Origin of the sequence: Fervidobacterium changbaicum (genome assembly GCF_004117075.1) — a bacterium.
In the GTDB taxonomy this organism is placed as follows: Bacteria; Thermotogota; Thermotogae; order Thermotogales; family Fervidobacteriaceae; genus Fervidobacterium; species Fervidobacterium islandicum.
Map to the genome: position 1 here is coordinate 1578659 of NZ_CP026721.1, position 25905 is coordinate 1604563.

General features: G+C 42.0%; 24 protein-coding genes. 22 read left to right on the plus strand and 2 right to left on the minus strand.

The features are described from left to right. Positions 1-67 precede the first annotated feature (67 nt). Positions 68-1375: an amidophosphoribosyltransferase gene (gene purF / locus CBS1_RS07285; protein ID WP_090223297.1), complete on the plus strand. Its 1308-nt coding sequence runs from the start codon at positions 68-70 to the stop codon at positions 1373-1375. Then, the gene (gene purN, locus CBS1_RS07290) at positions 1339-1962 is read left to right on the plus strand and encodes a phosphoribosylglycinamide formyltransferase (protein ID WP_206732133.1); all 624 of its coding nucleotides are present in this window, start codon (positions 1339-1341) and stop codon (positions 1960-1962) included. The genes purF and purN overlap by 37 nt, the downstream gene beginning before the upstream one ends. Here purN and CBS1_RS10500 read toward each other — a convergent pair. Continuing rightward, entirely contained in the window at positions 1959-2888 is a 930-nt protein-coding gene (locus CBS1_RS10500; RefSeq protein ID WP_033191365.1) for a DDE-type integrase/transposase/recombinase, read from the minus strand. The genes purN and CBS1_RS10500 overlap by 4 nt on opposite strands. A gap of 129 nt (positions 2889-3017) precedes the next feature. On the opposite strand from CBS1_RS10500, the gene CBS1_RS07295 reads away from it, so the two are divergent. From CBS1_RS07295 to CBS1_RS07360, 14 genes are all read left to right on the plus strand, one after another. Beyond that, entirely contained in the window at positions 3018-3941 is a 924-nt protein-coding gene (locus tag CBS1_RS07295) for a phosphoribosylaminoimidazolecarboxamide formyltransferase (protein WP_090223286.1), read from the plus strand. Positions 3942-3969: 28 nt separating this feature from the next. After that, complete coding sequence (gene purD, locus CBS1_RS07300) at positions 3970-5202, plus strand: phosphoribosylamine--glycine ligase (protein ID WP_090223284.1); 1233 nt, start codon at positions 3970-3972, stop codon at positions 5200-5202. Between the two features lie 31 nt (positions 5203-5233). Then, positions 5234-6181 (plus strand): phosphoribosylformylglycinamidine cyclo-ligase, encoded by a 948-nt coding sequence (locus tag CBS1_RS07305; RefSeq protein WP_090223283.1) that lies wholly within the window; start codon positions 5234-5236, stop codon positions 6179-6181. Between the two features lie 33 nt (positions 6182-6214). Then, positions 6215-6784, plus strand: coding sequence for a LemA family protein (locus tag CBS1_RS07310; protein WP_090223282.1), 570 nt, complete (start codon positions 6215-6217; stop codon positions 6782-6784). A gap of 177 nt (positions 6785-6961) precedes the next feature. Beyond that, positions 6962-8317 (plus strand): GlmL-related ornithine degradation protein, encoded by a 1356-nt coding sequence (locus tag CBS1_RS07315; RefSeq protein WP_090223281.1) that lies wholly within the window; start codon positions 6962-6964, stop codon positions 8315-8317. Between the two features lie 23 nt (positions 8318-8340). Then, the gene (locus tag CBS1_RS07320) at positions 8341-8943 is read left to right on the plus strand and encodes an NUDIX hydrolase (RefSeq protein ID WP_090223280.1); all 603 of its coding nucleotides are present in this window, start codon (positions 8341-8343) and stop codon (positions 8941-8943) included. Beyond that, on the plus strand, positions 8898-9707 hold the full coding sequence (gene ispE / locus CBS1_RS07325; protein WP_033191658.1) for a 4-(cytidine 5'-diphospho)-2-C-methyl-D-erythritol kinase: 810 nt from the start codon (positions 8898-8900) through the stop codon (positions 9705-9707). Before CBS1_RS07320 ends, ispE begins: the two co-directional genes overlap by 46 nt. After that, positions 9688-12069, plus strand: a complete 2382-nt coding sequence (locus CBS1_RS07330) for an ATP-binding protein (RefSeq protein WP_090223279.1) — start codon at positions 9688-9690, stop codon at positions 12067-12069. Before ispE ends, CBS1_RS07330 begins: the two co-directional genes overlap by 20 nt. A gap of 114 nt (positions 12070-12183) precedes the next feature. Continuing rightward, complete coding sequence (gene pfkA / locus CBS1_RS07335) at positions 12184-13143, plus strand: 6-phosphofructokinase (RefSeq protein WP_033191656.1); 960 nt, start codon at positions 12184-12186, stop codon at positions 13141-13143. A 34-nt stretch (positions 13144-13177) separates the two neighbouring features. Next, a complete protein-coding gene (locus CBS1_RS07340) occupies positions 13178-14500 on the plus strand; it encodes an amidohydrolase (protein ID WP_033191655.1) in 1323 nt (440 codons plus the stop codon). After that, a complete protein-coding gene (mnmG, locus tag CBS1_RS07345) occupies positions 14497-16392 on the plus strand; it encodes a tRNA uridine-5-carboxymethylaminomethyl(34) synthesis enzyme MnmG (RefSeq protein WP_033191654.1) in 1896 nt (631 codons plus the stop codon). Before CBS1_RS07340 ends, mnmG begins: the two co-directional genes overlap by 4 nt. A 119-nt stretch (positions 16393-16511) precedes the next feature. Beyond that, positions 16512-17312 carry a LysM peptidoglycan-binding domain-containing M23 family metallopeptidase gene (locus CBS1_RS07350; RefSeq protein ID WP_052107138.1) on the plus strand — a complete coding sequence of 267 codons (801 nt, stop codon included), beginning with the start codon at positions 16512-16514 and terminating at the stop codon, positions 17310-17312. Between the two features lies 1 nt (position 17313). Next, positions 17314-18123 (plus strand): 50S ribosomal protein L11 methyltransferase, encoded by an 810-nt coding sequence (locus tag CBS1_RS07355; RefSeq protein ID WP_033191653.1) that lies wholly within the window; start codon positions 17314-17316, stop codon positions 18121-18123. Continuing rightward, the gene (locus CBS1_RS07360) at positions 18096-18611 is read left to right on the plus strand and encodes a DUF501 domain-containing protein (protein WP_033191652.1); all 516 of its coding nucleotides are present in this window, start codon (positions 18096-18098) and stop codon (positions 18609-18611) included. The genes CBS1_RS07355 and CBS1_RS07360 overlap by 28 nt, the downstream gene beginning before the upstream one ends. Before the next feature lie 26 nt (positions 18612-18637). Here CBS1_RS07360 and CBS1_RS10505 read toward each other — a convergent pair whose 3' ends face one another. After that, on the minus strand, positions 18638-19567 hold the full coding sequence (locus CBS1_RS10505) for a DDE-type integrase/transposase/recombinase (protein ID WP_033192800.1): 930 nt from the start codon (positions 19565-19567) through the stop codon (positions 18638-18640). 210 nt (positions 19568-19777) lie between these two features. Between CBS1_RS10505 and CBS1_RS07365 the strand changes: the two genes are divergently transcribed. The 6 genes from CBS1_RS07365 to flgL all read left to right on the plus strand — a co-directional run bounded on the left by CBS1_RS07365 (position 19778) and on the right by flgL (position 25887). Continuing rightward, a complete protein-coding gene (locus tag CBS1_RS07365; protein WP_033191651.1) occupies positions 19778-21073 on the plus strand; it encodes an NYN domain-containing protein in 1296 nt (431 codons plus the stop codon). Continuing rightward, positions 21070-21531: a 23S rRNA (pseudouridine(1915)-N(3))-methyltransferase RlmH gene (locus tag CBS1_RS07370; RefSeq protein ID WP_033191650.1), complete on the plus strand. Its 462-nt coding sequence runs from the start codon at positions 21070-21072 to the stop codon at positions 21529-21531. The genes CBS1_RS07365 and CBS1_RS07370 overlap by 4 nt, the downstream gene beginning before the upstream one ends. Positions 21532-21613: 82 nt before the next feature. Beyond that, positions 21614-21901, plus strand: coding sequence for a flagellar biosynthesis anti-sigma factor FlgM (flgM, locus tag CBS1_RS07375; protein WP_033191649.1), 288 nt, complete (start codon positions 21614-21616; stop codon positions 21899-21901). A gap of 1 nt (position 21902) precedes the next feature. Beyond that, positions 21903-22376, plus strand: coding sequence for a flagellar biosynthesis protein FlgN (locus tag CBS1_RS07380; RefSeq protein WP_236938379.1), 474 nt, complete (start codon positions 21903-21905; stop codon positions 22374-22376). A 34-nt stretch (positions 22377-22410) separates the two neighbouring features. Further along, positions 22411-24954 (plus strand): flagellar hook-associated protein FlgK, encoded by a 2544-nt coding sequence (flgK, locus tag CBS1_RS07385; RefSeq protein ID WP_033191648.1) that lies wholly within the window; start codon positions 22411-22413, stop codon positions 24952-24954. Positions 24955-24993: 39 nt separating this feature from the next. Then, on the plus strand, positions 24994-25887 hold the full coding sequence (flgL, locus tag CBS1_RS07390; protein WP_033191647.1) for a flagellar hook-associated protein FlgL: 894 nt from the start codon (positions 24994-24996) through the stop codon (positions 25885-25887). Positions 25888-25905 lie beyond the last annotated feature (18 nt).

The window sequence follows — 25905 nt, forward strand, 5'->3', positions numbered from 1 at the left end:
AGAATGGAATAACAGAAAATGGGAAAATATAGAATGTGAAGAGTCAGTCTCACGTGGGGGGAAAAAGATGTGTGGCATAGCCGGAGTATGGAACGTTGACGAGGCGTATAACGTCATACACGATGTTTTGCTCACACTCCAGCATAGAGGACAGCAGTCTGCTGGTGTGGTTGTGAACGGTTTTAAGTCGGTAAAAGGTGAAGGTTTGGTTGAAAACGTCCTAACCCCAGAACGCTACCTTCCTGGAAATAAAGGAATCGGTCACGTACGTTATTCCACTTACGGCTCACTCGATGAGATCCAGCCACTAACAGCTCACACACTCAAAGGAAGGATTTCCGTTGCCCACAACGGTAACATCATCGATGCGGACGAGAAAAGAAAGTTCATAATGGGGAGTGGAGGTATATTTGCTACCACACTTGACACGGAGATAATCATCCACTATTTTTCCATAGCACCATATACCAATCCTCGCGAATCTCTCCAGTGGGCATTTTCACGTATAAAAGCAGCCTATTCCGTTGTGGTGCTTCACGACACCTTCCTTGCTGCCGCAAGAGACTCTTTCGGTATTCGACCACTTTTTTACGGTAAGTTCCAAAGTGGATACATTGTAGCATCGGAAGATGTGGCGTTGAGGGTTATAGGTTGCGAAGACATAGTAGAAATCGAGCCCGGAACGATCGTGTTCTTCACTGATAGGACTCCCCCAGAAGTTGTTAGATTCGCAAAGCGAAACGACAGGTTCTGCTCGTTTGAATTCGTTTATTTTGCGCGACCGGATAGCAATTTCTACGGTGTGAACGTCCACGAAGTGAGAAAAGCACTCGGTATGAAATTGTACGAAGAACACAAACTTGGAGCTGATGTGGTTGTCCCTGTACTGGATAGTGGATTTTCTGGTGCACTCGGATACAGTCAGGCGTCAGGAATACCGATAGAGTACGGACTGATAAGGAACCATTACGTTGGCAGAAGCTTCATTATGCCAAAGAACAGACAAGATATCGTCCGAAGAAAATTGTCCGCTCTCTCTGCCGTACTGGAAGGGAAAGAAGTGATACTGATAGACGACTCGATTGTTCGTGGAACGACCATGAAGCTAATAGTTGAGATGGTTAAGGAAGCTGGCGTGAAAAAAGTCTACGTAGGTATCCATTCTCCACCTGTTATTGGTCCTTGTAACTACGGGATAGACACTTCAAGAAGAAGCGAGCTCATAGCGTCCGAAAACGATATTAAAAGTTTGCAAGAATACATCGGTGCAGACAGGTTGGTTTATCTGTCCGTTGGAGCATACCGAGAAGTTTTCGAAAAATGTGGGGTGCATGGTGTATGCATGGGCTGTTTCGATCTGAACTACCCAGCGTAAGTAAAGAACTACCAACTATCGTTGTTCTTGCTTCCGGAAACGGGAGCAATTTCCAAGTCTTGGCGGAAAAATCGATTTCTGGTGAATTGAGGGCTAATTTGAAAGCGCTTATTGTTGATAGACCGTGCGGCGCAGTTGAGCGGGCTAAGAAATTAGGAATAGAAGTAGAAATGCTTTCTAAACCCTGGCATGAAGACCTCGAGAGAGTTCTCGATACTTTGAAACCAGATTTGATCGTCTTGGCAGGTTTCATGAAAATCATACCGGAGCGCATTGTAAATAAGTACTTTCCAAGGATCGTTAACATCCACCCATCTTTGCTACCAGCGTTTCCTGGAAAAGACGCAATAAAGCAGGCATTTGATTACGGTGTCAAGGTAACAGGAATTACGATACATTTTGTCGATGCGGGTGTCGATACGGGTCCGATAATCTTTCAAAAGGCTATAGAAATAGAGGAAGGTTGGGACTTAGAGACCTTAGAATCGAAAATCCACGAACTTGAGCATGAAAGCTACTGGAAAGTGGTAAGCAATTTGCTCTATAAAGCATACAAGATAGAAGGCAGAAAGGTCAGATCCTGTTAACTTGTAGTGATGGAAGACAATAGAACACAGATAACACGCGCAATATCATTGTTGTTCAGTTTCAAGAGATTTCTCACTACACAAAAGCTGTTCACGTACATTGGAAGATTGTCAATATTCTTAAATCCACGCTTGGCTCGTACAAAGTCTTGGAATAACGAAAACTTCGATTCACATTGATTGTTTTGCCCAAGTCTCACAACAATATGATTGATATTCTTGTATAGTATCTTCACTGCACCATATGCACCAAGTCCATCTGTAATTAGTTCGATTGTTCTTTCGTTGTTACCAAAGAACTTCTCTAACAATATCTTCACTTGACCCATATCGCGATATTTGGATACATGCCAAGCAACAATAAGATTCGAATCGTGCTCAACTAAGAACCAAACGTAGTACTTTTTGGATTTAAACAAAACGACAGTTTCATCACCATGGACTTTGAAAGCATCTACAGGAACGAGGATGGAAAAGAAACAAGACAACTTAAGGATCCACTTGTAGATAGCGACATGAGAGACTTTGATATTAAGTGAGTCTCTGATGGAACGCAAGGACACAGCTTTGAAATAAAGGACGAAGGCTTTAAGGACAATAAAGATAGGGAAACGGAAGAACTTGAAAGAGTCGAAAGGAAGAGGGACAAATTGAGGTAAGTTAGTTGGGATTTCGTCTCTGGTATGGCAAGAACGGCAACGGAACTTAACGAAGGCTTTTTTGATTTTGTGGATTTGCATAGTTTTTCCACAGACAGGGCATTTAGGATAAGGGAAAGAGAAGAGCTTGTGTTTTTTTGAATGAACAAGTCTGAAAGTGCGCTTACAGTCTTTGCAAAAGTATTGTTGGTTACCGTACTTATCATGACCGTTTTTGTAGATGTTGGTAGAGCCGCATTTGGGGCAAGAGACTACAGAATTTTGCATAGTGGAGTACCTCCTTTTTGTGAGAATTGATGGTGGGGGGTGTTCCACTAATAAGAAGATAATACGGTTTTTGGAAATTTTCAATACTTTTAGTTAACAGCATCAAAGGTCACGTGGGGGGTGTAGTTCATGGAGTTTTTGAGTGCGCAAAACGTGGAGAAACTTGAACTGAAAAAGTTTGACATCGAGCTGAGATATGGTGAGAACTCGCACGAGCAAGTTTACATCTTTGGAAAGCCTCAGTTTGAAGTATTGCACGAAGGAAAGCAACTTTCTTACAACAACATACTCGATGCGGAGGCTGCTTGGGTACTCGCAAGGAACTTGACAACCATCGGTGGTGGCGCAGCTGTAATAAAGCACCAAACACCATGTGGAGTAGCGTACTTGAAAAATGAAAGTGAAGACGGAAAGATAGAAGCAATCAAATTGTCAATCCAAGCAGATAGCGAATCGAGTTACGGTGGCATCCTTGCAACGAGCTTTCCGTTCACACTGGAGATGGCAAAAGTGTTAAATACATACCTTGAGGTTATCGTTGCTCCCGAATTTGAGCCACAGGCAGTGGAGTTCTTATCAAAGAAAAAAGTCAGGTTAATAAAGCCTAAAGAATACACACCATACGCAGGAAAAGTTGCATTTGGTAGTTTGGTTTTATCTGAAAGAAGATTCGAAGGTGAGCCCGAGCTGTTATTTGGCACACCTATCGATATTAAAGACGTGAAATTCGCTCTCATCGTTGTCGAAGCGGTAAAGTCAAATGCGATTGTGATCGTAAAAGACGGAGTTACCGTTGGAATTGGTGGCGGGCAGCCGTCAAGGAAGAGGTCTGCGTGGATCGCAACAACATTGGCAGGAAACAATGCGAAAGATGCAATAGCAGCATCGGATGCGTTCTTCCCATTTACCGATGGCTTGGAGATCCTCATAAATGCGGGTGTGAAATGCGTTGTTGCACCACTTGGTTCCATACGAGACGAGGAAGTCCTAAGCTTTGCTCGTGAAAAAGGCGTCACGTTCTACAAATCACCTATAAGACTCTTTAGACACTGAAGATATCGGTATCTGGGGAGTGAATTTTATGGAAAAAATCAGGAAAGTGCTGATTCTTGGAAATGGTGGTAGAGAGCACGCTATTGGCTGGGCTTTTAAAAATGCGCACTTTGAAGTCTACTTTTTCCCTGGCAACGCGGGGACCAAGTTGATCGGTGAGAATTTAAATATCAGTGAGCAGGAAATTTTCAACACTGCTGTTCTGAACGATTTTGACTTGGTTATCCCCGGCTCAGAAGATTTTTTGGTGAAAGGTGTAGCCGACGGGAAAGAGAACGTCTTCGGACCTGACTCAGCTGGTGCACGGCTTGAAGGTTCAAAATGCTTTGCTAAGCTTTTTATGGAAAAATACAACATCCCAACAGCCAAATTCCAAATTGCTAAGAACAAAGTTCAGCTTGCAGATGCTCTCAAATTCTTTTCCCCACCTTACGTGATTAAGGCAGATGGCCTTGCGCAAGGCAAAGGTGTAATTATAGAGGACGACTTTTCAACAGCCTTAGAAAAAGGTTGTAAACTAATAAACGGAAGTTTGATTCCCAATGTCAGTGGTCCAGTTGTCATCGATGAGTTTTTAAATGGCTGGGAACTTTCCGCCATAGCTATCGTAAGTGGGCGAAAATTTGCCTTGCTGCCATTCACCCGAGATTACAAACGTGCATTCACAGGTAACAAGGGTCCAAACACAGGTGGAATGGGCGCGTACGGTCCAGTAGAGATAGATGAACGGCTGAAAGAAAAGATAAAAGAGATATTTGAGAAAACATTGTACGGTCTGGAAAAGGAAGGGATTTTTTACAAGGGATTCCTTTACATAGGGCTGATGGTTGTAGAAAACGAGCCGTACGTTCTTGAATACAATGTCCGACTCGGTGATCCCGAAACAGAGGTCATAGTCTCTATGGAACCAAAGAGATTTGTTGAAAACGTCTTAAAAGCATTTAGCAAGAAAGACTTTGAAGAGTACGTACCTTCAAAGTACGCAGTTGATGTTGTCGTTGCATCTGAAGGTTATCCAGAAAATCCAAGGAAGGGGCAAAAGATAACGATTGGAACGACTGATAGTATCGAAAGCGAAGGAAGTTTAATATTCTTTGCAGGCGTTAAAGAAGTAAACGGCGAGTTATTTGTTTCTGGCGGTAGAGTTATACACTCAGTTGGAACCGATGTAGAACTGAAAAAAGCAAGAGAAAAGGCTTATGGTAACATAAATAATATCCATTTCGAAGGTATGTTCTACAGAGAGGATATAGCTTTGTAACGCACTGCTATTTACATTGTGAGGTGAAAGTATGAAAGGTATAAATGGTGAAAAGAAATATACGTACTCAGGTTCTGGCGTGGATGTTCTGAGGAACGATGAATTCACTGATTACATCAAAAACGTTGTGAAGGTCCCGGAATGGGCTGTTAAAGAACCAACCGGATACGCGACGATCTTGAATTTCACAAATCCACCGATAGTGTTGACAGCGGACGGAGTTGGTTCTAAGCTGCTACTACACATCGAACACAACCGTTGGGATGATGCAGCCCAAGACCTAATTGCTATGAATTACAACGACATTGTTTGTGTTGGAGGGGTCCCGAAGGCATTTGTTGATTATCTGGGTGTGAATCACATCGATAAACAGCATTACGAATTCATAGAGGCGTTGGTGAAAAAACTTACCGAATACGAAATGGCACTTGTTGCTGGTGAAACTGCGGAAATACCATCCATTTACAGCGATAAAGATTGGGATGTTGCAGGTTTTTGCGTAGGAGTGCTCCAAAGACGGATGCCCATTGAAACGATATCTTACGGCGATATTATCGTAGGATTGTCAGCCAGTGGTTTTCATTCTAACGGATGGTCGCTGATAAGGAAGATACTGAAGGAAGAAAAAATAAGAATTGAAGAGTTGGATTTTGACCTTCTAAAGGGAACCAAGATATACAGCGAAGTTACTAATGTATTTGAATTGGTAAAAGGCATTGCGCATGTTACAGGTGGGGGAATATTGAGAGCGTTAAAAAGAATTTTGAAGGACAAAGGATGGCATATAAGTATCAAATTGCCAGATTACATGCGTTGGGTTTTAAATTACGTTGAAATTGAAGAGGCTATGAAAACGTTCAATATGGGATACGGAATGATTTTGGTTGTCTCAAAAGAGCACTTAGAGAAAGTCATTGAACATGTCCAAGGTGAGATCATAGGCGTTGTTAGTACAAATACCGAAATTGTGGTAGAATAGTGTAGTAATTGAAAATTATAGGAGGTGAACAACTTGAAGCTACATCCTGCGGTGATAGTGCTAATAGTTGTGCTCGTCGTTGTATTGATAAGTGTTTTCTGGGCAATAAGTATATACAACAGGATGGTCTCTTTAGAACAAAGGGTACAAGAGTCTTACAGTCAGATCCAAAACCAGCTTCAAAGAAGGGCGGATTTAATACCCAACCTTGTAGAAACTGTGAAAGGTTATGCTGCGCATGAAAAAGAGATTTTTGAAGCACTTGCGAACGCGAGGGCAAAACTGGCAGGTGCTCAAACTCCGCAAGAACAAGCAACAGCTGATGCGGAACTGAGCAATGTACTTTCAAGATTGCTTGTCATTGTTGAAAATTATCCAACGCTGAAGGCTGATGCCAACTTCCGCCAGCTCATGGACGAACTTGCCGGTACGGAAAACAGAATAGCAGTTGCAAGGAAAGATTACAACGAGGCTGTTAGAGAGTACAACGCATTCATAAAAAGATTCCCGAACGTACTTATCGCAAATGCATATGGATTTAAAGAAAAGCAATATTTTGAGGCAAAGCCCGGAGCGGAAGAACCACCGAGTGTGAAATTTTAAGGAGTTAAGTCGACAAATCTCTTTTTTACAACTGATAGCAACTTAAATGCCCGGTAAACTCTTCCGGGCTTTTTTGTTGACTAATGCGGTTTGAACTCTTCTATTAAGTAGTGGGTTAAATGTAGTATAATAGTTTTGTAGTATCTTTGCAATATGTACAGAAGGAGGCTGCGAAATATGAAAACCGACTTACTCTTTGCGGAAATAGGTTCTACAACTACTGTTTTAACGGCATTTCATTTTGGTTTTAAGCCAAGAGTAATTGCTCAAACGGAGCACTGGACAACGGTTAATGAGGGTGATGTGACAATTGGAATAGAGCTGGCCTTGAAAAAGATGGAAGAAGAGCTTGGTGAGAAGGTAGTTTGGGAGAAATTTGCAGCAACAAGCAGTGCAGCCGGTGGTTTAAAGATGACGGTCCATGGCCTTGTCTACGACATGACGGTACGGGCTGCCAAGGAAGCAGCACTTGGCGCTGGCGCGGTTATTAAGTACGTAACGGCTGGTAAGATGAATGAGTTCCATTTGAAGAAGATAGAATCTATACAACCAAAGTTGATTCTTCTTGCCGGTGGTGTGGACTACGGTGAAAGTGAAACGGTTATCCATAACGCAAAGATGCTTGCCAAGTTGCCACTGGATGTGCCTATCGTATATGCAGGAAACGTAGCCGCAGCCGAGCATGTAGAGTTCATCCTCACAAACGCTGGAAAGAGGGTCTACGTAACAGAGAACGTTTATCCAAGGATCGATTATCTAAATGTCGAGCCGACAAGGAATGTGATAAAGGAAGTGTTCGCTGAGCACATAATAAAGGCTCCGGGTATGGACAAAATAAAAGGCATGGTCAACTACGAAATTATTCCAACACCTGCCGCAGTCATGACAACAACAGAACTGGCGTACGAGCACTTTGGTGACTGCTTGACAATAGACATAGGCGGGGCGACAACCGATGTTGATTCTGTTACCGACGGTTCTCCAGAAGTCCAGGAATTGCTTATCTCTCCCGAGCCTTTCGCAAAAAGAACAGTAGAGGGTGATTTGGGACTGTATGTTAATGCTCATAACGTTATCGAAATGATCGGTGAGGAGAATCTGAGAAAGCAATTCGAAGATTACGACGAACTTGTCAAAAGGATCAGTCCGTATCCTGCAACTGAGCGAGACGAATATTTCATAAGCAAACTTGCAACATTCTGCGCCCAGCAGGGGTTAAGAAGACATGCCGGAAGCAAAAAGCACCTCTACACCCCAACTGGTAGGAAGACAATAGCCGAAGGTAAGGATTTGACTGCCGTTCGAGTTATCTTCGGAACAGGGGGATTTTTATCAAGATCAAAACACGCAAAGGAAGTTTTAGAGAGTTTGAGACATCTTTCGAAACTTCATCCGATGGAGCTGCTACCACCGGAAGAAGTCAGGTTGTTTAGAGATAAGCATTACATATTTGCTGCGATAGGGCTTATCGCAAGTAAAATCGATAAGGATGTGGCGAAGCAATTGCTCGAGATGGATGTTGAACCATACTAAAAAATACAGGGGGAGAAATCATCATGGGCATTAGTGAAAATAATGCGATGAAGGAAAAAGTACTCGTTGTGAAGACAGAGGAAATTGAACGGCTGTGCAAAGGGAAAACAGGTGTAGTTGAGGTCCCACAAGAGGAATTCTTTAGTGTGCTAAAAGATGGTTTCTTCGTTGAGCGCGAAAAGGCGGAATACGATGAATCAACGCGACAAGTGATTCCGTACATTGTTTTAAAAGAGGGTGATGAATACATATTCTTCAGAAGAACGGCCAACCAGACGGAAAAAAGGCTCCACAATCTCATTACTCTTGGGGTCGGAGGGCACCTGAATATCGAAGATTCGCAAGATCCTGTGGAATGCTTTGAGAATGGTTTGAAGCGAGAACTGGCAGAAGAGGTTGATGTTGAGCTGAAATCATTGAGATACGTCGGCTTGATAAACGAAATTGAGAATCCCGTGAGTCGTGTCCATGTGGGAGTTCTTTACATTGCAGATGTGAAGTACAATGGAGTTGTTGAAAAGGAAAACTTTGTTGAACTACGTTCTAAAAGACTACAGGATTACGTTGGGGAGATGGAAGGATGGGCAAAGGTGGTAGCGTTGTACTTAGAACATTCGCAAAGCTGAATCTTTGCTTGGATGTTTTAAGAAAAAGAGAAGATGGTTTTCACGAAATAGATTCGCTCTTCCAGACGATTTCCCTCTTTGATAGAATGATTGTCAAAGTTAGGCAAGGTAATGGAGATTTGAAAATAGAATCGAATGTGGATATTGAGAACAACATTATTGAGAAGATTTGGAGTTTAGTAGGAGTTCGGGACCGTGATGTACACGTCTTGCTCGAAAAGAATATACCGATCGGTGCAGGACTTGGTGGCGGAAGTAGTAATGCTGCAGGTTTTTTAGTTGCTTTAAAGTTGTTCGGACTGATATCTGAGCAAGAAGCCTTTGAATTGGCAAAAGCGGTGGGTAGCGATGTTCCGTTTTTCTTATACGGCGGCACCGCGATTGTTTCAGGCAAAGGTGAGGTTATCAAGGAGGTTGAACCTCTGGAAGGTTACGACGTCGATGTGTACTTTCCAGGTTTTTCGATATCAACAAAAGAAGCGTATGCAAAATTGAAACCGGAATGGTTTGGAAAAGCACCTTCGAAAGCTGCTGAGCTTTACGAAGCTTACCGTACAAGAGATTTCGAGAAGATAAAGTTAGGAACCTACAACATTTTTGAGAAGGTCATCCCTGATGAATTACTCGATAGGATTGAGGTGCTAAGAAGCGAAAATCCTGCAGCTCTCACCGGTTCAGGCAGTGCTTATTTCGTCTTGACACCGCAGGGCAAGTACCACTTTACTAAGAAGGGAGTGGAGATCGATGCCTTTGAAGAAGATTAGGGTGGAAGAGCTTGTTGTAGATAAAAGAATTATTCCGCCTATTGAATCTACGGAAGATGTTAGAAAAACTCAATCGTTTATCGGTCGACAGAGCGCTATAAAGGCTCTGCGCTTTGGTTTGGATATGGATAAAGAGGGATACAACATCTTTGTTGTAGGACTACCGGGCACCGGTAGGAAAACTTTTGTCAAACACTTTGTTAGCGAGTACGCACAAAAGAAACCTGTGCCTTCTGATGTTGCTTACGTGATGGATTTCGACGACCCGCAGAAGGCTAATACTCTCTTCTTACCTGCAGGGAAAGGTGTTGAGTTCAAAAAGGACATGGAGAAACTCGTGGAGAACCTAACGGAGAAGATTTCAAAGGTGTTTGAAGGAGAAGATTACAAGGCGCGCAGAAAGGAGATAGACGAGGAATTCGAAAGTGAGCAGGAACGGGTTGTGAACGATTTAGTTGGAAAAGCACAAGCACTGGGATTTTTGATAAAATTCACACAAACAGGTGTGAGCTATTATCCTTTCAAAGATGGAAAACCACTGAAAGAAGAGGAATTTGCCGCATTGAGCGAGGAAGAAAAGAAGAGATTTGAAGAAAATGAAAAGAAGGTTCAGCTATTGATAGAGGCAGCCACCGAGAATGTGCGGAAATTGGAGAGCTTGTACAAAGAGCGGGTAAGAGATTTGAATCGGTACGCTTTATTATTTGCAACCGAAGAGTTCTTCTCTGTGATTGAGGAAAAGTACCCGTTCAGCGATGTGAGGGAATTTATTCACAAGATCAGAGAAGATATCATCGAAAAGGTGAGTTCAACAAAGAAATTAGCAGAGCTTGAATACTATTTCAAAAGAGCTTACAGTATAAACCTTGTAGTTGATAACTCGGATTTGAACTGCGCGCCTGTGGTTTTTGAAGATACGCCGACTTATCACAACCTGTTCGGTAAGATCGAATATATTGAACGTGAGGGAATGTTGTACACAGATTTCAATATGATTCGACCCGGCGCTTTACACAAAGCAAATGGTGGGTATTTGATCGTTGACGCACGGGAATTGCTTATCCACCCATTTGTGTGGGATAGACTTAAAAAGATACTCTTTTCAAAGCAGCTTGAGGTCGAGAACGTCGATACAGCCTACGGATATTCCACGATAGCGACTTTGAAAACTGAACCTATCCCACTGAGGGTAAAAGTGATACTCGTAGGTACTCCTGAGATATACGAACTACTGCACGAATACGATCCTGATTTTGAGAAACTTTTCAAAGTAAAGGTAGAAATGGATTGGGAACTTGATACCACTGTTGAGAACATTTCTGACTTGGTAGCATTTATCACGGATTATACGCGTGAAAGGGAGATATTGCCTGTTAAAAGAAGCGCTATAGAGAAGATTGTTTGGTACTCAACAAGATTGTCAGGTGATAGGACTAAGCTTTCGATGAAACTCGGGTCAATAATAGACCTTTTGGAAGAGGCAAACTTTTTTGCTGTAAAGAGAAATTCAAAATACGTTGAGTACGAAGATGTCTCTCGTGCTTTGAAAGAGCGGGAGGAACGACTGAAACTTGTTGTGGAAAAGTACGATGAGATGTTTAGAAGGGAAGACTTGATGATTGATGTAACGGGCAAGGTTGTTGGACAGGTGAACGGTTTGACTGTTATAAACTTCGGAGATTTCGAATTCGGTCTGCCTGTAAGAATAACGGCAAAGACGTACCTTGGTAGTTCCGGGATTCTCGATATCCAAAGGGAAGCGGACTTGAGTGGGCAGATACATAGCAAAGCAGTAATGATTTTAACCGGTTATCTTGGAAGTAAGTACGCAAGAAAAGTACCTTTTTCAATAGGAGTCTCGATTTCGTTTGAGCAAGTCTACGGTTACGTTGAAGGTGATAGTGCTTCTCTTGCCGAGGTACTCGCCATTATTTCCGCTATTTCGAAAATTCCAATTAAGCAAAATATAGCGGTCACGGGTTCGATAAACCAACATGGACACGTTCAACCAGTCGGCGGTGTTACCGAAAAGGTGGAAGGCTTTTATCGAATCTGCAAAATTAAAGGTCTGACAGGTAATCAAGGAGTTATCATACCAAAGGCGAACGTGAGAAATCTCGTACTCTCTGACGAGGTGCTTGATGCTGTTAGAAATGGCCTATTCCACATTTGGACTGTGGATGATGTAGATGAAGCCGTAGAATTGATGACTGACATGAAAGCGGGAATCATGAACAAGAATTACGAATATCCACGCGGGACTGTTAATTACTACGTTGTTCAGGCTCTTAAACAGTCGCATGATATAGCTGAAGGGAAAGGTAAAGAGAAGAAGGCCAAGAAAAAGCGCGAAAAAATGTAAAATAGTTTAAAAGAAACGCCGATAAAGGAATAAGTAGACTATTCCAAAAGTTTGTGGTATAATTCAGCTTGTCTTGAAACGACAATGTAAGACTTTTTTAGGGAGGCGATTAAGTTGAAGAGGATAGCTGTGATGACTAGTGGAGGAGACTCTCCTGGAATGAATGCCGCTATAAGGGCTGTTGTTCGATACGGTATCAAGTCAGGACTGGAAGTTTACGGTATCAAGAGAGGTTATGCAGGACTTCTCGATGAAGACATAGAGCCTATGACTTTCGCTTCCGTTGGCGGTATCATGGAAAAAGGTGGTACAATCCTGAGAACGAGCAGATGTCCGGAGTTCGTTAGAAAAGAGACAAGAGCAGAAGCTGCGAAAATCCTCAAAAAACACGGAATCGAAGGACTTGTAGTTATTGGTGGAGAAGGAAGCCTGCACGGTGCGATGTTTTTGGAAGAAGAACAAAAAGTCCCTGTTGTGGGTCTGCCCGGTACGATAGACAACGATATTGCCATGACAGACATGAGTATCGGTGTGGACACGTGTCTTAATACAGTTGTCGATGCGATACAAAAGTTAAAGGACACGGCAAGCTCACATGAAAGGGCATTCATAGTCGAGGTTATGGGTAGGTCTTCAGGTTATATCGCCACTGTAAGCGGGCTTGTAACAGGCGCAGAGGCGGTTATTATCCCAGAGGTGCCCGTCAATTACGAAGAGTTGGCAAATAAATTGCTCGAAGAGAGGGAAAGAGGAAAGATAAATTGTATAGTGGTTGTTGCAGAAGGTGCCGCAAGTGCGTACACAGTTGCAAGACACTTAGAGCACAGAATTGGATACGAAACGAGAATCACTATACTTGGTCACATCCAACGCGGAGGTTCACCGACTGCGTTTGATAGACTACTTGCTTCGAGAATGGGTGTGGCAGCTGTTGATGCCTTGCTGCGCGGCGAAAGTGGAGTCATGACCGCACTCCAGGGAGGAAAGATTGTAACCGTCAAGCTTGATGAGGTTTTGAAAGAAAAGAAGAGATTAGATATGGAATTGGTCAAGTTGGCTGGTATGCTTTCGTAATTTTGAAAAAAGTGAGTCGATAGAAGGTGTTAATTTGGTTGTAAAAAATGGTTACGTTTGGAACGGAAGGATTTTTGAGAAGAAGGACCTTTACATTGAGAATGGTGGATTTGTGCCCCACTCAGACAACGGACCTGTGGTTGACGCCACAGGTCTATTTGTAATGCCCGGATGGGTAGATTCGCATGCTCACATCATCGGAACTGGAGTGAAGATTCTAACGCACGACCTGGCAAAAGAAAATTTGGCAGATGTGTTGACAAGCGCAAGTAATTCTTCTGAAAACTTTGTAATTGCTCGTGGCTGGGAGACGTTACCTGAAAAAGCTTTGCTTGATAAGGCAAACGCACTAAAAAGACCTGTGGTGCTGATAAGAAAGTGTGGACATGTTGCGTGGATAAACAATTACATGAAAGAAAAGATTGGAAAGACGGGAAATAGTGCAAATAATGAGAACTTAATCTATGAGAATGAAATAGAAGAGATTTGGCATTCTTTAGGCGATGAGTTCTTTAAAAGGGCTTTTGAAATAGGTCAGCGGGTATTCTTAAAACACGGTGTCACGCAGGTGCATTCCGATGACTTTCATGGAGTCAGTTTTGATGTGCTAAAAGAATTGTTACAGAATAGCGAGCTTAGAGTGTTTGAAAAGCTTTACACTTACGAGCCTTGGAATTACGAATTTGGAGTGTATGGCAATTCCAAAATCGGTGGTATTAAGTTGTTCGCCGATGGTTCGCTTGGTGGGAGGACTGCGTGGATGCACAATCCGTACAAAGATACTGGAAATTACGGAATGAATACCTTACCCGACAATTTTGACGAAATAGTGAAGTTTGCCGAAGCCAAAGGCATACAGTTGAACATCCATGTGATTGGAGATAGGGCGCTTTCGGAAGTTCTAGAAAGGCTTGAAAAAAATAGAACGAAGTTGAGACACAGGTTGATACATCTGCAATTTGTTTCAGAAAGAGATTTTCCAAAACTAAAAAGGTACTACCTATCGGTTCAGCCACACTTCTTTTTCGAAGACATTCCCTTACTAGACAACGTATCTTTTGAGCTTGCTTATCCGTTTGTCAAAATGCACGAGGCTGGATGTTTGATGGCATTTTCCACTGATTCCCCCGTTTCACCTGTCGATCCAAAGTACGTGCTTGAACATGCGTTGAAGATGGGATTTACAAGGGAGGATGCGATCTATTACTATACAGAAGCAGGTTCTAAGATTGGTGGATACAAATGTGGAAAAATAGAAATAGGATACCATGCAGATTTTGCTTTATACGATGGTAACCCGTTGGAAAGAGATCCAGTTGCCGTCTTTGTTAACGGTAAGGAGGTAATGAGCAGATGAAGATAGACTACGGTAGTTATTTTGAAAGGCCAGAGGACGATTATTCGTTCGATATCATAGTCATAGGTGGAGGACATGCAGGAATCGAGGCTGCTTTGGCAAGTGCAAGGCTTGGGTTTAAAACGATGCTCATAACTGGCAACCCAGACAACGTGGGATGGGCATCGTGTAATCCCGCTATCGGTGGATCTGCCAAAGGGATTGTTGTGCGTGAAATAGATGCACTTGGTGGGGAGATGGCGAAAACCACCGATGAAACGATGATAAATGTGAGAATGCTCAATACAAGTAAGGGACCTGCAGTTCAAGCTTTGAGGGCACAGATAGACAAGTACGGTTATTCAAGAACGATGAAGAGAAAATTGGAAAGTCAAGAAAATCTGCTGCTGCGCTATGGAATTGTAAGGGAAATCATCGTCGAGAACGGTAAAGTTTCAGGGGTTGTGGACTCATTCGGAATAGATTATCGCGCACGTGCGGTTATTGTTACTACAGGAACGTTTTTAAGGGGACGTATATTTATCGGCAGAGAGACGATGGAAGCTGGTCGAATGGGCGATTTTTCAGCGCATGGCTTGACGGACTCACTGATAAAATTGGGATTCAAGGTGGGAAGGTTTAAAACTGGAACTCCCGCTCGTGTTTTGAAAAGGAGCATAGACTTTTCGAAAATGGTAAGACAAGACACCGACGACGTGCCTTGGGCGTTCTCGCACTTTAACGAACCAAAAGTACTGCCGAAAGATTATCCGTGCTGGTTAACTCATACCGTTCCAGAGACTCACAAAATCATAAGAGATTACCTTATCTTCTCACCTCTTTACGGTGAAGTGAAACTCATCCAATCGAAAGGGCCAAGGTACTGCCCTTCGATAGAAGACAAAGTGGTAAAATTCGAGCGTGAAAGTCATCAAGTGTTCGTTGAGCCGGAAGGAAAGGATACGGAAGAGTACTATCTTAATGGCTTATCGACCAGCCTGCCGTACGCTGCTCAAATCAAAATGCTTAGAACAATTCCCGGACTTGAAAATGTGGTCATCGTTAGACCGGCCTATGCGGTTGAATACGACTACATCGACCCAACACAGCTTTATCCCACATTAGAATCGAAACTTGTTGAGAATCTTTACTTCGCCGGACAGATCAACGGAACGAGTGGTTATGAAGAAGCGGCGGGTCAGGGGATAATAGCGGGAATCAACGCAGCATTGAAGCTGCGCGAGGAAGAGCAGCTGATTTTGAGAAGGTCGGAAAGTTACATAGGTGTCATGATCGATGACCTTGTTACAAAGGGCGCAGATGAGCCCTACAGATTGTTGTCATCAAGAGCGGAGTACAGATTACTTCTCAGGCACGATAACGCACATATCAGATTGGCAAAATACGGTTACAAAGTCGGGTTAATTCCAAAGAGTTTCTACGAAAGAGTTTTGGAAATTGAGCAAGAAGTGCAAAGGCAATTGGAAAGACTCGAAAATGTGAAAGTACCACCTTCAGGACAGGTCAATGACTTGTTAGTAAGAGTTGGTTCTACACCTTTAACGGAAGGTACAAGACTTGCAAAGCTGCTCAGAAGACCTGAGGTTAAATACGAAGATATTCATATGTTGGATCCAGAACCGATTACCGATAAAGAGGTCCTGACACAAGTAGAGATACAGCTTAAATACGAAGGTTACATTAAATCAATGCTGGAGCAGGTCAGAGTGTTTGATGAGTACGAAAATTTACAAATTGGAAACATAAAATTTACAGAAGTACCAAACTTGTCGACAGAAGCGCGCGAAAAATTAGAAAAAATCAAGCCATTCTCAATTGGACAAGCTATGCGAATCCCAGGTGTGACTCCTGCAGACATTATGGCATTGTTGACGTATATTAGGAAAAAATGAGAATTTTTGGAACTTAATCGGTAAAAACAATTAAGCGCCACCCAATTTTGACAAAACGAATTTTTATGGTAAAATATAACAGGATTTTTTTGTTACAATCAGAATAAGGGGTGGTAGAAGTGCGAAAAATATTGGTGTTTTTGATATTATCAATTGTTGGATTGACATTTGCATTTTATATAAACTACCAGGTTCAGTCGGGGGACACTCTTTACAGTATATCGAAGGGGTTTGGAATTCCTATTCCCGTTATTCTTGACTGGAATCCAGAGGTGTCACCATCAAGTTTAAAAGTTGGTCAAAAGTTGAAGATACCATTTGTACCTGGAGTGATGTATAAGCCTGTTAAAACGTTAACCCTTTCTGATTTGGCGAAGATATTTTTTATTGATCCCGAAGAGATTTTAGCGATCAATCCTTCAATTGGTAGTAAAGTTACAGCAGGTAAAGAAGTGTTTGTACCGCTTGGTAAAGTGAACACTTCTTTTACACAGCTTGCAGATTACATCTGGCCTGCTTATGGGCGCATTTCTTCGGAGTTTGGATGGAGGATCCATCCCATATACAATAAAACAATGTTCCACACGGGGATTGACATAACTGCAGATACGGGAAATCCTGTTTTTGCATCAAGGTCGGGGGTAGTTAAATTCGCTGGATGGAAGTCTGGATACGGAAATTTGATAATCATTGACCACGGCAGTGGAATAGAAACCTACTACGCACATTTATCGAAAATTAATGTTTTTGTTGGTTTAAGAGTAGAAAAGGGCGATTTGATCGGAAGAGTCGGAAGCACAGGTACGTCCACAGGCCCGCATGTACATTTCGAAGTTAGAATAGGCTCAGAAGCGAACGATCCTGTAGCCTATCTACCAAGAACGAACACTTATGTTATGAGGAGGGTGCTCTCTGAGTAATTTGAACAAAGATAGTAAGGTATTTAAAGAGGTTGTCTTTGTTTTTGATGAATTGAAGCAAGATGTTGTCGATGAAATACTTTACGGTGAATACGATTATTACGAGATAGAAAGCAGCGAGGGAAAATTCCTCGCTGTTGTTTCGCCATATGGGGAAAAATTGGAGGAAGTCAAGAAGACTTTAATGGACGCTGGCCTAACGTTTGTGGGTTACCGAGAGACGAGACCAGAAGACTGGTTTAAGAACATAATAACGGAGCCTTTTGAAATGATAGAAGGTGTTTGGGTTGACCCTGATGAGCACCATTTAGAAGAAAAGAATGGAATTGTTGTTTTGAAAATACCACAGGGGTTGGCTTTTGGAACAGGTCTGCATCAGACAACCAAGATGTCGGCTATGTACCTGAAAAAGTATTTGAAACCAGGTTTTGATGTTCTTGACCTTGGTTGTGGGAGTGGTATACTCGGCATACTTGCAAAAAAGCTTGGTGCTGGGAGAGTCTTGGCTGTCGACAACGACCCACTTGCCGTTGAGGTAGCTCAGGAAAATGCGATGAGAAATGACGTAGATATCGAAATAAGGTGGTCGGATCTATTCTCGAATGTTGATGGAAAGTTTGATATAATTGTTTCAAACATCATTGCAGAGATTCTCGTCGAAATGCTGAAAAATGCAAAGCACTATCTTAAAGATCACGGATTGCTTATACTATCAGGCATCATTGTTCAGAAAGCAAATCTTTTTGAAGGATACAATATTCTTGAAAAAATGGTGATGGACGAGTGGAACGCATTAGTGATAAAGATCTAAGAGTTATACACGCTCAGCTTGAAAGAAGCGTTGACAACGTTTTAGGAGTTGAAAAACGCTGCTCTTGTGGTTTCCCTCAGGTCATCCTCAGCTACCCCATCAGAGACGGTAAACCGTTCCCCACAATTCACTACCTTACATGCCCTCACCTAAGAAAAGAAGTTGCTAAGTTGGAGGAAAAAGGTTGGATCAAAAAATTCGAAGAGTTGCTTAGCAACAACACAGAGCTATTCGGAAAACTTCAAAATGCCCACAAGCAGGTTATATCCAAACGACAGGCTCTTTTAAAACCCGAAGATTCAGACTGGTCATCGGTGCTCACTTCTGTTGGTACTGGTGGAATCAGGGATTGGAAGACGATAAAATGTCTGCATCTGCATCTTGCGGATTATCTTGCTGGAATCGATAATCCAATTGGGGAAATGGTGTATAATCTCATTGTAGAAAAAGAGTGTGCGGATTGTTTTTGCAAGACTTTTGAACTTTGAGCTTCGTCTTTTCAGGGATGATGCTGTTAACTTGTAGTGATGGAAGACAATAGAACACTCATAACACGCGCAATATCATTGCCATTCAGTTTCAAGAGATTTCTCACTACACAAAAACTGTTTACGTACATTGGAAGATTGTCAATATTCTTAAATCCACGCTTGGCTCGTACAAAGTCTTGGAATAACGAAAACTTCGATTCACATTGATTGTTTTGCCCAAGTCTCACAACAATATGATTGATATTCTTGTATAGTATCTTCACTGCACCATATGCACCAAGTCCATCTGTAATTAGTTCGATTGTTCTTTCGTTGTTACCAAAGAACTTCTCTAACAATATCTTCACTTGACCCATATCGCGATATTTGGATACATGCCAAGCAACAATAAGATTCGAATCGTGCTCAACTAAGAACCAAACATAGTACTTTTTGGATTTAAACAAAACGACAGTTTCATCACCATGGACTTTGAAAGCATCTACAGGAACGAGGATGGAAAAGAAACAAGACAACTTAAGGATCCACTTGTAGATAGCGACATGAGAGACTTTGATATTAAGTGAGTCTCTGATGGAACGCAAGGACACAGCTTTGAAATAAAGGACGAAGGCTTTAAGAACAATAAAGATAGGGAAACGGAAGAACTTGAAAGAGTCGAAAGGAAGAGGGACAAATTGAGGTAAGTTAGTTGGGATTTCGTCTCTGGTATGGCAAGAACGGCAACGGAACTTAACGAAGGCTTTTTTGATTTTGTGGATTTGCATAGTTTTTCCACAGACAGGGCATTTAGGATAAGGGAAAGAGAAGAGCTTGTGTTTTTTTGAATGAACAAGTCTGAAAGTGCGCTTACAGTCTTTGCAAAAGTATTGTTGGTTACCGTACTTATCATGACCGTTTTTGTAGATGTTGGTAGAGCCGCATTTGGGGCAAGAGACTACAGAATTTTGCATAGTGGAGTACCTCCTTTTTGTGAGAATTGATGGTGGGGGGTGTTCCACTAATAAGAAGATAATACGGTTTTTGGAAATTTTCAATACTTTTAGTTAACAGCATCAGAATTGATGGTGGGGGGTGTTCCACTAATAAGAAGATAATACGGTTTTTGGAAATTTTCAATACTTTTAGTTAACAGCATCTCAGGGATGAAGGGGGGCAAGGATATGGAGGGTTCAAGTTTTCTAAGCTCTTCTAATATCTTCCTGCTTTTTGATTTCCAAAATCAGCCCGTTGATGTCCAGCTTGTCTACAAAGAGGCTCAGAAATATGGAAGAATCGTAGGTGGAAAAGCATACGGTTCGTGGTCGAAAAACAAAATGGCTGCATTCGCTTTGTATAACTACGGCATCGAACTTGTCGAAGTGCCGGAGGCAGAGTTCTTGCCAAATAAAAAGGGGAACGATATAAGGCTTTCGGTGGACTGTATAGAACAGGCACTCAGAAATGAGGTTGTAGATACGTTCTTCCTTGTTACAGGAGATGCAGATTTTACCGCACTGGTGTATAAACTTAAATCGTATGGTAAACGTGTCATAGCACTTGCCAGAACCAAATCAACAAGTTACGAGTTAGTCTCCGCTGTCGATAAGTTCATACCTTACGAGGACCTTGTGAAGAGCGAAAATCTCACCGATCCCGTTGATAGACTGGCTGAAGAAATGGAGATATTCCTGAAACGTTCCGGCAAAGAATTTACGCGTGACAACCTTTCTCGCTTCTTAACATCTTTTAACATCAATCCTTCAAAATACGGTTTCCAAACCATGCACGAACTTGTTGATGAAGTCTACGAAAGGAAGGTTCAGAAACCCGAAAGATTAAAGAACGTTAAATTGATGATTTTGAATGCGGTACTGTACGAATCGTTGAGTGAAAAGACACTACCAAAGTTCGCAGAAGAGAATAAGATTCCAATAAGCGATCTTAAAGCAGCGGTTGAAATTTTGGTAAACGACAACGTTTTGAAATTTTCAGAAGGTACATATGAAATAAACAGAAAAAAGGCGTTCTTTGCTACGTTGCTTGAAAAATATCCGGTGGTTCCCGAACACCTTTCGGAATTTGTAGAAAAGACTTACAAAGCGTTCGTTAACGGGCGTGTCAAGGCTTTAAATCAGCTCCTGCCAAGTGAATTTAAAGTCCCATCAAGCGAGTTTAAAAGCTACGTTGAAGCTATAAAAAGGAGCGGGTGTTTGAAAGGACTTGATGATAGTGACTACATATCGTACTCCACACCTGCGAAGATTGTATGCGATATTGAAACATTCAAAATATCCACATTCGCCTACTTTGTCAAGCGTGTGTTGGCACAGACTTTCGTCTTTGAAGATGAGTTGCACTACATAAGAGAGCTAATATTCTCAAATGACGAAACATTATTCACAAAGACTATGGATTACCTGCAGCAAACAGGGGAAGTAATAGAAGTGGGAGGTGTCTATTTCTACTCTCCGATATGAAGATAGAGATAATTATTCCAGGTAAAATCTCCAAGCATCTTTTACCAGCTCAAGAGTTCTACGAAGAAAAGATCTCGCGTTTTACAAAATTAGACATAAGCTTTGTTCCACTCGGTGGGGATATTAACACCACAGACCCAAAGGTCATACTCTCAAAAGAGGCAGAGTACATTTCAAGAAAACTAAGAGAGCGCAAATACACACTCATCGACCTTTGGGGAAAACAGATGAGTAGTGAAGAGTTTGCACAATATTTGGACAAAAGTTTTCTCAAAGATTCTGAATTAGTCTTTGTCATAGGTGGACCTCTTGGGATTGATGAAAGTCTAAGGAAAAAAGCCAATGAGAAGATTTCATTTTCGAAGATGACGTTTACACATGAGATGTGTTTAATTCTTTTGTTAGAGCAGATATTCAGAGGTTTTAAAATTTTGAGGAACGAGAAGTACCATTACTGAGGACTGTGCTTAAGAAAGCTTCAAATGTATCCGATAATTATCTCGGGAAGATTAATAACGTTTTGAAAAGGCGGTGACGTGTATGATCGACAAAATCAACAAAGCGGGAATGCAGAGTGCACAGAACGTTCCGGAGGTCAAAGGAAAAACCGAAAAGGGTGTAGAAAAATCTAAGGGGAAGGAAGTAAGAAAAGGTGCAAGTGATTCGATCGTAGTTGAGGAAGGAAGGAAAGTGGCCGAGTATATCGAGATGGCGAAGAGCTATCCTGAGATCAGAGTAGAACTCGTTAATAGTATCAAGCAGGCCATTGAAAACGGGACCTTTAAGGTTGATCCGGAAAAGATAGCTAAGAAGATATTGGAGGGGTAAGATGTTGCTAATGGAAAACTTGAAAAGCGAAGTCCGGGTTTTTGAAAGTATGATTCAAGCCTTTAGAGGGCTTGAAAGTGCTGTTTTAAACAGGCAGACAGATATGCTCTCAAAATATGCAGTTGCAATTGAGGAACTTTCCTTGGAAGTTTCGAGATTAGAAGACGAAAGGGATATTATTTTGAAAGAAATGGGGTACCACAATATAAAAGATTACATCAATAGGTCGACAGATGAAAACACTCCACAGGTAGCCTACCTTGCTGCTGAGATTGTTGAGAAACTCAACGAACTAACAATTGTTATCGAAAGCATAAGGCAAATATTCGAATTTGAGAATCACTACTTCGAGTTTCTCAACAATCTTGTCAGAGGTATTAACCCTTCCCCAAATTATTCGTTTAACCAAAACAGACATGGGGTTTCTTCTTACAGTTCAAACTACAACGCTCCCAGGTACGATAGTTTGAAGTAACTGTTTCCTCAGCCAATAGAGGGAGTGATGAGACTTGCCAGACATCAGCCTATTTGGGACACTGAACACCGGATTGCTTGGTATTTATGCGAGTAAATTGGCAATGAACGTGGTTGCACACAATATAGCCAACGCAAATACGCCCGGCTTTTCAAGGCAAAGGCCGGAACTTCTCACTATGCCACCTATACCGGCGAGTTCGCTAACGCAACCATCAATACCCCTTCAAATCGGAACGGGCGTTTACGTTCGTGATATAAAGCGAGTAAGAGATGCTTTTCTTGATATACAGTTTCGTCAAACGAACAACAAATACAACTACTGGGACACAGTAACTTCAAACCTCCACTTCGTTGAACAACTCTTAGCAGAACCTTCCGAAGCCGGTATTAGGTATCTGTATGATTCACTTTGGTCAGGAATCGAAGAAGTTATCACTGATCCAACAAACACAGCAGCAAAGCGCGGACTTGTGAGCAGGGCAGAGCAATTAGTCCAGCACGTGCAAGACCTCTACATGCGTTTAGAACAACTGCGCGTTGATTTGGACAACGAAATAGCACAACGCACTCAGCAGATAAACGCAATGGTTAAAAGGCTCGCTGATATAAACGCAAAGGTGAGAACAGCTGTAAGCTTGAGGTACACACCTAACGATCTACTCGATGAGCGAGATAGAATCTTAGATGAGTTGTCTAACCTTTCCGATATTTATTACTACGAGGATAACGCAGGTCAGATTACTCTCAGAATTGGTAACCAGATAGTTTTGACTGGTCAAGATGTAGTTGAATTGCGTGCACTCGAAAGACCGTACGGAAAAGGTTTCAAGGAGGTATTCGCCGGAAATTCAAAATTGGTGTTTAACGACGGAAAGCTGAAGAGCCTTTTCGATCTGCGTGATGAAATACTTGTAAAATACATGAACAGGCTTGACGAATTCGTGTTGTCACTTACGGATGAATTCAACCTGATACATCAAGATGGCTTCAACAGTGACGGGAGTGTAACTGGCTTAAAATTCTTCAACGATATTTCTGCAGAAAGGATAGAGGACTCCAAACTTTACCGGTTGGCTGGTGCCAAACGTGTTGAGAATGGACCTATCAATTTCATCTCTGGCATGAACGATAGAAAAGATTTCGCCGATATTACGACAAAACCGTTCATAGAAAAGGGTGCGATAGTGTTTTTTGATGGAACAGAGAAAATCTTTGCCGCGCGAGTTAACCCATACGACAAGGTCGAAGACTTTCAAAATACACTCTCGACAATTACCGATAGGTGGTTTGATTTGAAAGTTGGTGCCCACGGTGATGGGGGTTATAGGCTTTACTTTGAATCTTCGCAAAATCTTAGAAATACACTTGCGCTTGACTTCAACGGTAATATGTTCAATACAATGGGATTTGCGACGAAAAACGTGGATGTCTTTGTTGTTGATAGAAAGGATTTCAAAGTCAAAGCAGGAAGTTATAAGATCGCTATCAATGGGAAGGAAGAGATTTTGAATGTCACCGAAACAACAACACTCGAGGACTTGGCAACCCAGCTTAACACTCACTTTGGAACAGATATAAAGGCCTTTGTTCACGATGATAAATTACTCGTAATTCCCACGAAGGTGAACGAATTCAACTTGAAGAACATAAAACTATCGGATTCTGGTGGATTATTCACACAGGCGAACATCCGTGTTGAAACGTATAAGGCACTCGATACAGGTCGCGAAACGCTTGAAAACATACTCGGTAGAAGTCAGGCATTCTCTATTAGAATCGGTGCCACGGAGATAAGAATTGATCCCACGAAGACAACTTTGAGAGATTTAGCCAAGATGATAAATGATGCCAATACTGGTATCATAGCTGAAGTCACACCGCACGGCAAGTTTGTTTTGCGTGGTTCAAGGTCGCTTGATTTCGAGCTTAAGAAAGTAATCCAAGGTCCAGAAGCTCTGTGGACTGCTCTTGGATTTATAGACCCAGACGGTAACCCTTTGAACGATTGGGATGAAGGATTTGTGTTCCTCAATCCTTTCGAGCCACCGAAAGACCAGAGGATGAGGTACATTAAAGCTGATGCATTATTCATAGACAAGGGAATTCCGAAAGACCCATATCGATTTGTTGAGAAATTCGCAGTCAACTCGACGATAAGAAGCAATCCAGAAACGTTGGCTGTGGATATTGGATACACTGAGGAGAACCCGAACTGGGATGCAAAGGTCTTCAAACCATCCGGTCGTGCGAATACAGGCATAGTAGAGCTACTTTCGGCTTTGAGAAATAAAAAAGTCCTTAACGATGGACTTGAATCATTCAATGAATATCTTGGTAGTGTTGTGGCCGAACTCGGTGTTGAGAGTGAAACGGCGATGAAGATAAAAAGTAACACGGACTTGATGAAAAAAGAGATCGATGGAGAACGAGAAAGAGTGAAAGGTGTCTCTTTGGACGAGGAGATGGCGAATATGATAAAATACCAGCAAGCTTTCAATGCAGCCGCAAGAGTAATGACCGCTGTAGATGACATGATCTCAAGAGTTATAGACAGATTGGGTATGGTGGGAAGATAGTCTAATTAGGAGTTTGAATAATCTAAGGGGTGATTTGTGATGAGAATTACGAACAACATGATAAACGAAAGAACCCTTTTCAACATACAGCAGAGTTTGTACAGAATTGCTAGAATGCACGACAAACTCTCTTCTGGAAAAGAAGTTCAGTATCCAAGTGATGACGCTGTCATCGCTACGAGGTCTTCTAACATATCAAGTAGGTTGAGAGAACTCGAGCAATTCAAAAGGAACGTTGACCATGTCAATAACTTCGTTCAATCGTACGATACCACGCTCCAGGAGCTCTCGGATTTGTACCACCGAGTTCGAGAATTGATGGTCCGTGGTGCAAATGGAACAAATACCGTTGATGAGAGGAATTCAATAGCTGCTGAACTTAAGGCATTAAAGGAGCACCTTATTGAAATTGCAAATACTAAGGTCGGAGATGAATATATTTTCGGAGGTGCGAGATCAGAATTAAGACCTGTGGATGAAAACGGCAACATACAGACACCAATGGAAGCTAACGTGAGAAGGAAAATCAACGCATTAGGTTACACCATCACTTACGGTGTTACCGTCTATGACGTTTTCACATTGGAAAATGGTAAAACGGTATTTTCAACAATTGATGATGCGATAAATGCACTGTACGAAGGAAATGAAAAGAAGCTCTCTGAAATATCGTTAAAAGAGATCGGGATTTTGGAACGTTCCGTGATGGAGCACTTCGCATCTGTTGGTGCAACCTCTCGCATGGCAGAGATGGTTGCCTCAAGGATTGAAGATTTGAAACTCTTCAACACAGAATACCTTTCAAAAGAGCAGGATGCAGATTTAACGAAAATTTTAACTGATTTGAGCATGCAGCAGGCGGTTCTTGAAGCTTCATTAAAATCGGCAGCCATGGCCATACAAAAATCACTTGTCGATTTTGTCGGTGGATGATATTCGCTGTTCGCACGA

What these genes read in the sequence shown, in the direction of transcription:
- purF (WP_090223297.1), top strand. Translation starts at nt 68, where the DNA reads ATGTGTGGCATAGCCGGAGTATGGAACGTTGACGAGGCGTATAACGTC.
- purN (WP_206732133.1), top strand. Translation starts at nt 1,339, where the DNA reads ATGCATGGGCTGTTTCGATCTGAACTACCCAGCGTAAGTAAAGAACTA.
- CBS1_RS10500 (WP_033191365.1), bottom strand. Translation starts at nt 2,888, where the DNA reads ATGCAAAATTCTGTAGTCTCTTGCCCCAAATGCGGCTCTACCAACATC.
- CBS1_RS07295 (WP_090223286.1), top strand. Translation starts at nt 3,018, where the DNA reads ATGGAGTTTTTGAGTGCGCAAAACGTGGAGAAACTTGAACTGAAAAAG.
- purD (WP_090223284.1), top strand. Translation starts at nt 3,970, where the DNA reads ATGGAAAAAATCAGGAAAGTGCTGATTCTTGGAAATGGTGGTAGAGAG.
- CBS1_RS07305 (WP_090223283.1), top strand. Translation starts at nt 5,234, where the DNA reads ATGAAAGGTATAAATGGTGAAAAGAAATATACGTACTCAGGTTCTGGC.
- CBS1_RS07315 (WP_090223281.1), top strand. Translation starts at nt 6,962, where the DNA reads ATGAAAACCGACTTACTCTTTGCGGAAATAGGTTCTACAACTACTGTT.
- CBS1_RS07320 (WP_090223280.1), top strand. Translation starts at nt 8,341, where the DNA reads ATGGGCATTAGTGAAAATAATGCGATGAAGGAAAAAGTACTCGTTGTG.
- ispE (WP_033191658.1), top strand. Translation starts at nt 8,898, where the DNA reads ATGGGCAAAGGTGGTAGCGTTGTACTTAGAACATTCGCAAAGCTGAAT.
- CBS1_RS07330 (WP_090223279.1), top strand. Translation starts at nt 9,688, where the DNA reads ATGCCTTTGAAGAAGATTAGGGTGGAAGAGCTTGTTGTAGATAAAAGA.
- mnmG (WP_033191654.1), top strand. Translation starts at nt 14,497, where the DNA reads ATGAAGATAGACTACGGTAGTTATTTTGAAAGGCCAGAGGACGATTAT.
- CBS1_RS10505 (WP_033192800.1), bottom strand. Translation starts at nt 19,567, where the DNA reads ATGCAAAATTCTGTAGTCTCTTGCCCCAAATGCGGCTCTACCAACATC.
- CBS1_RS07365 (WP_033191651.1), top strand. Translation starts at nt 19,778, where the DNA reads ATGGAGGGTTCAAGTTTTCTAAGCTCTTCTAATATCTTCCTGCTTTTT.
- CBS1_RS07370 (WP_033191650.1), top strand. Translation starts at nt 21,070, where the DNA reads ATGAAGATAGAGATAATTATTCCAGGTAAAATCTCCAAGCATCTTTTA.
- flgM (WP_033191649.1), top strand. Translation starts at nt 21,614, where the DNA reads ATGATCGACAAAATCAACAAAGCGGGAATGCAGAGTGCACAGAACGTT.
- CBS1_RS07380 (WP_236938379.1), top strand. Translation starts at nt 21,903, where the DNA reads ATGTTGCTAATGGAAAACTTGAAAAGCGAAGTCCGGGTTTTTGAAAGT.
- flgL (WP_033191647.1), top strand. Translation starts at nt 24,994, where the DNA reads ATGAGAATTACGAACAACATGATAAACGAAAGAACCCTTTTCAACATA.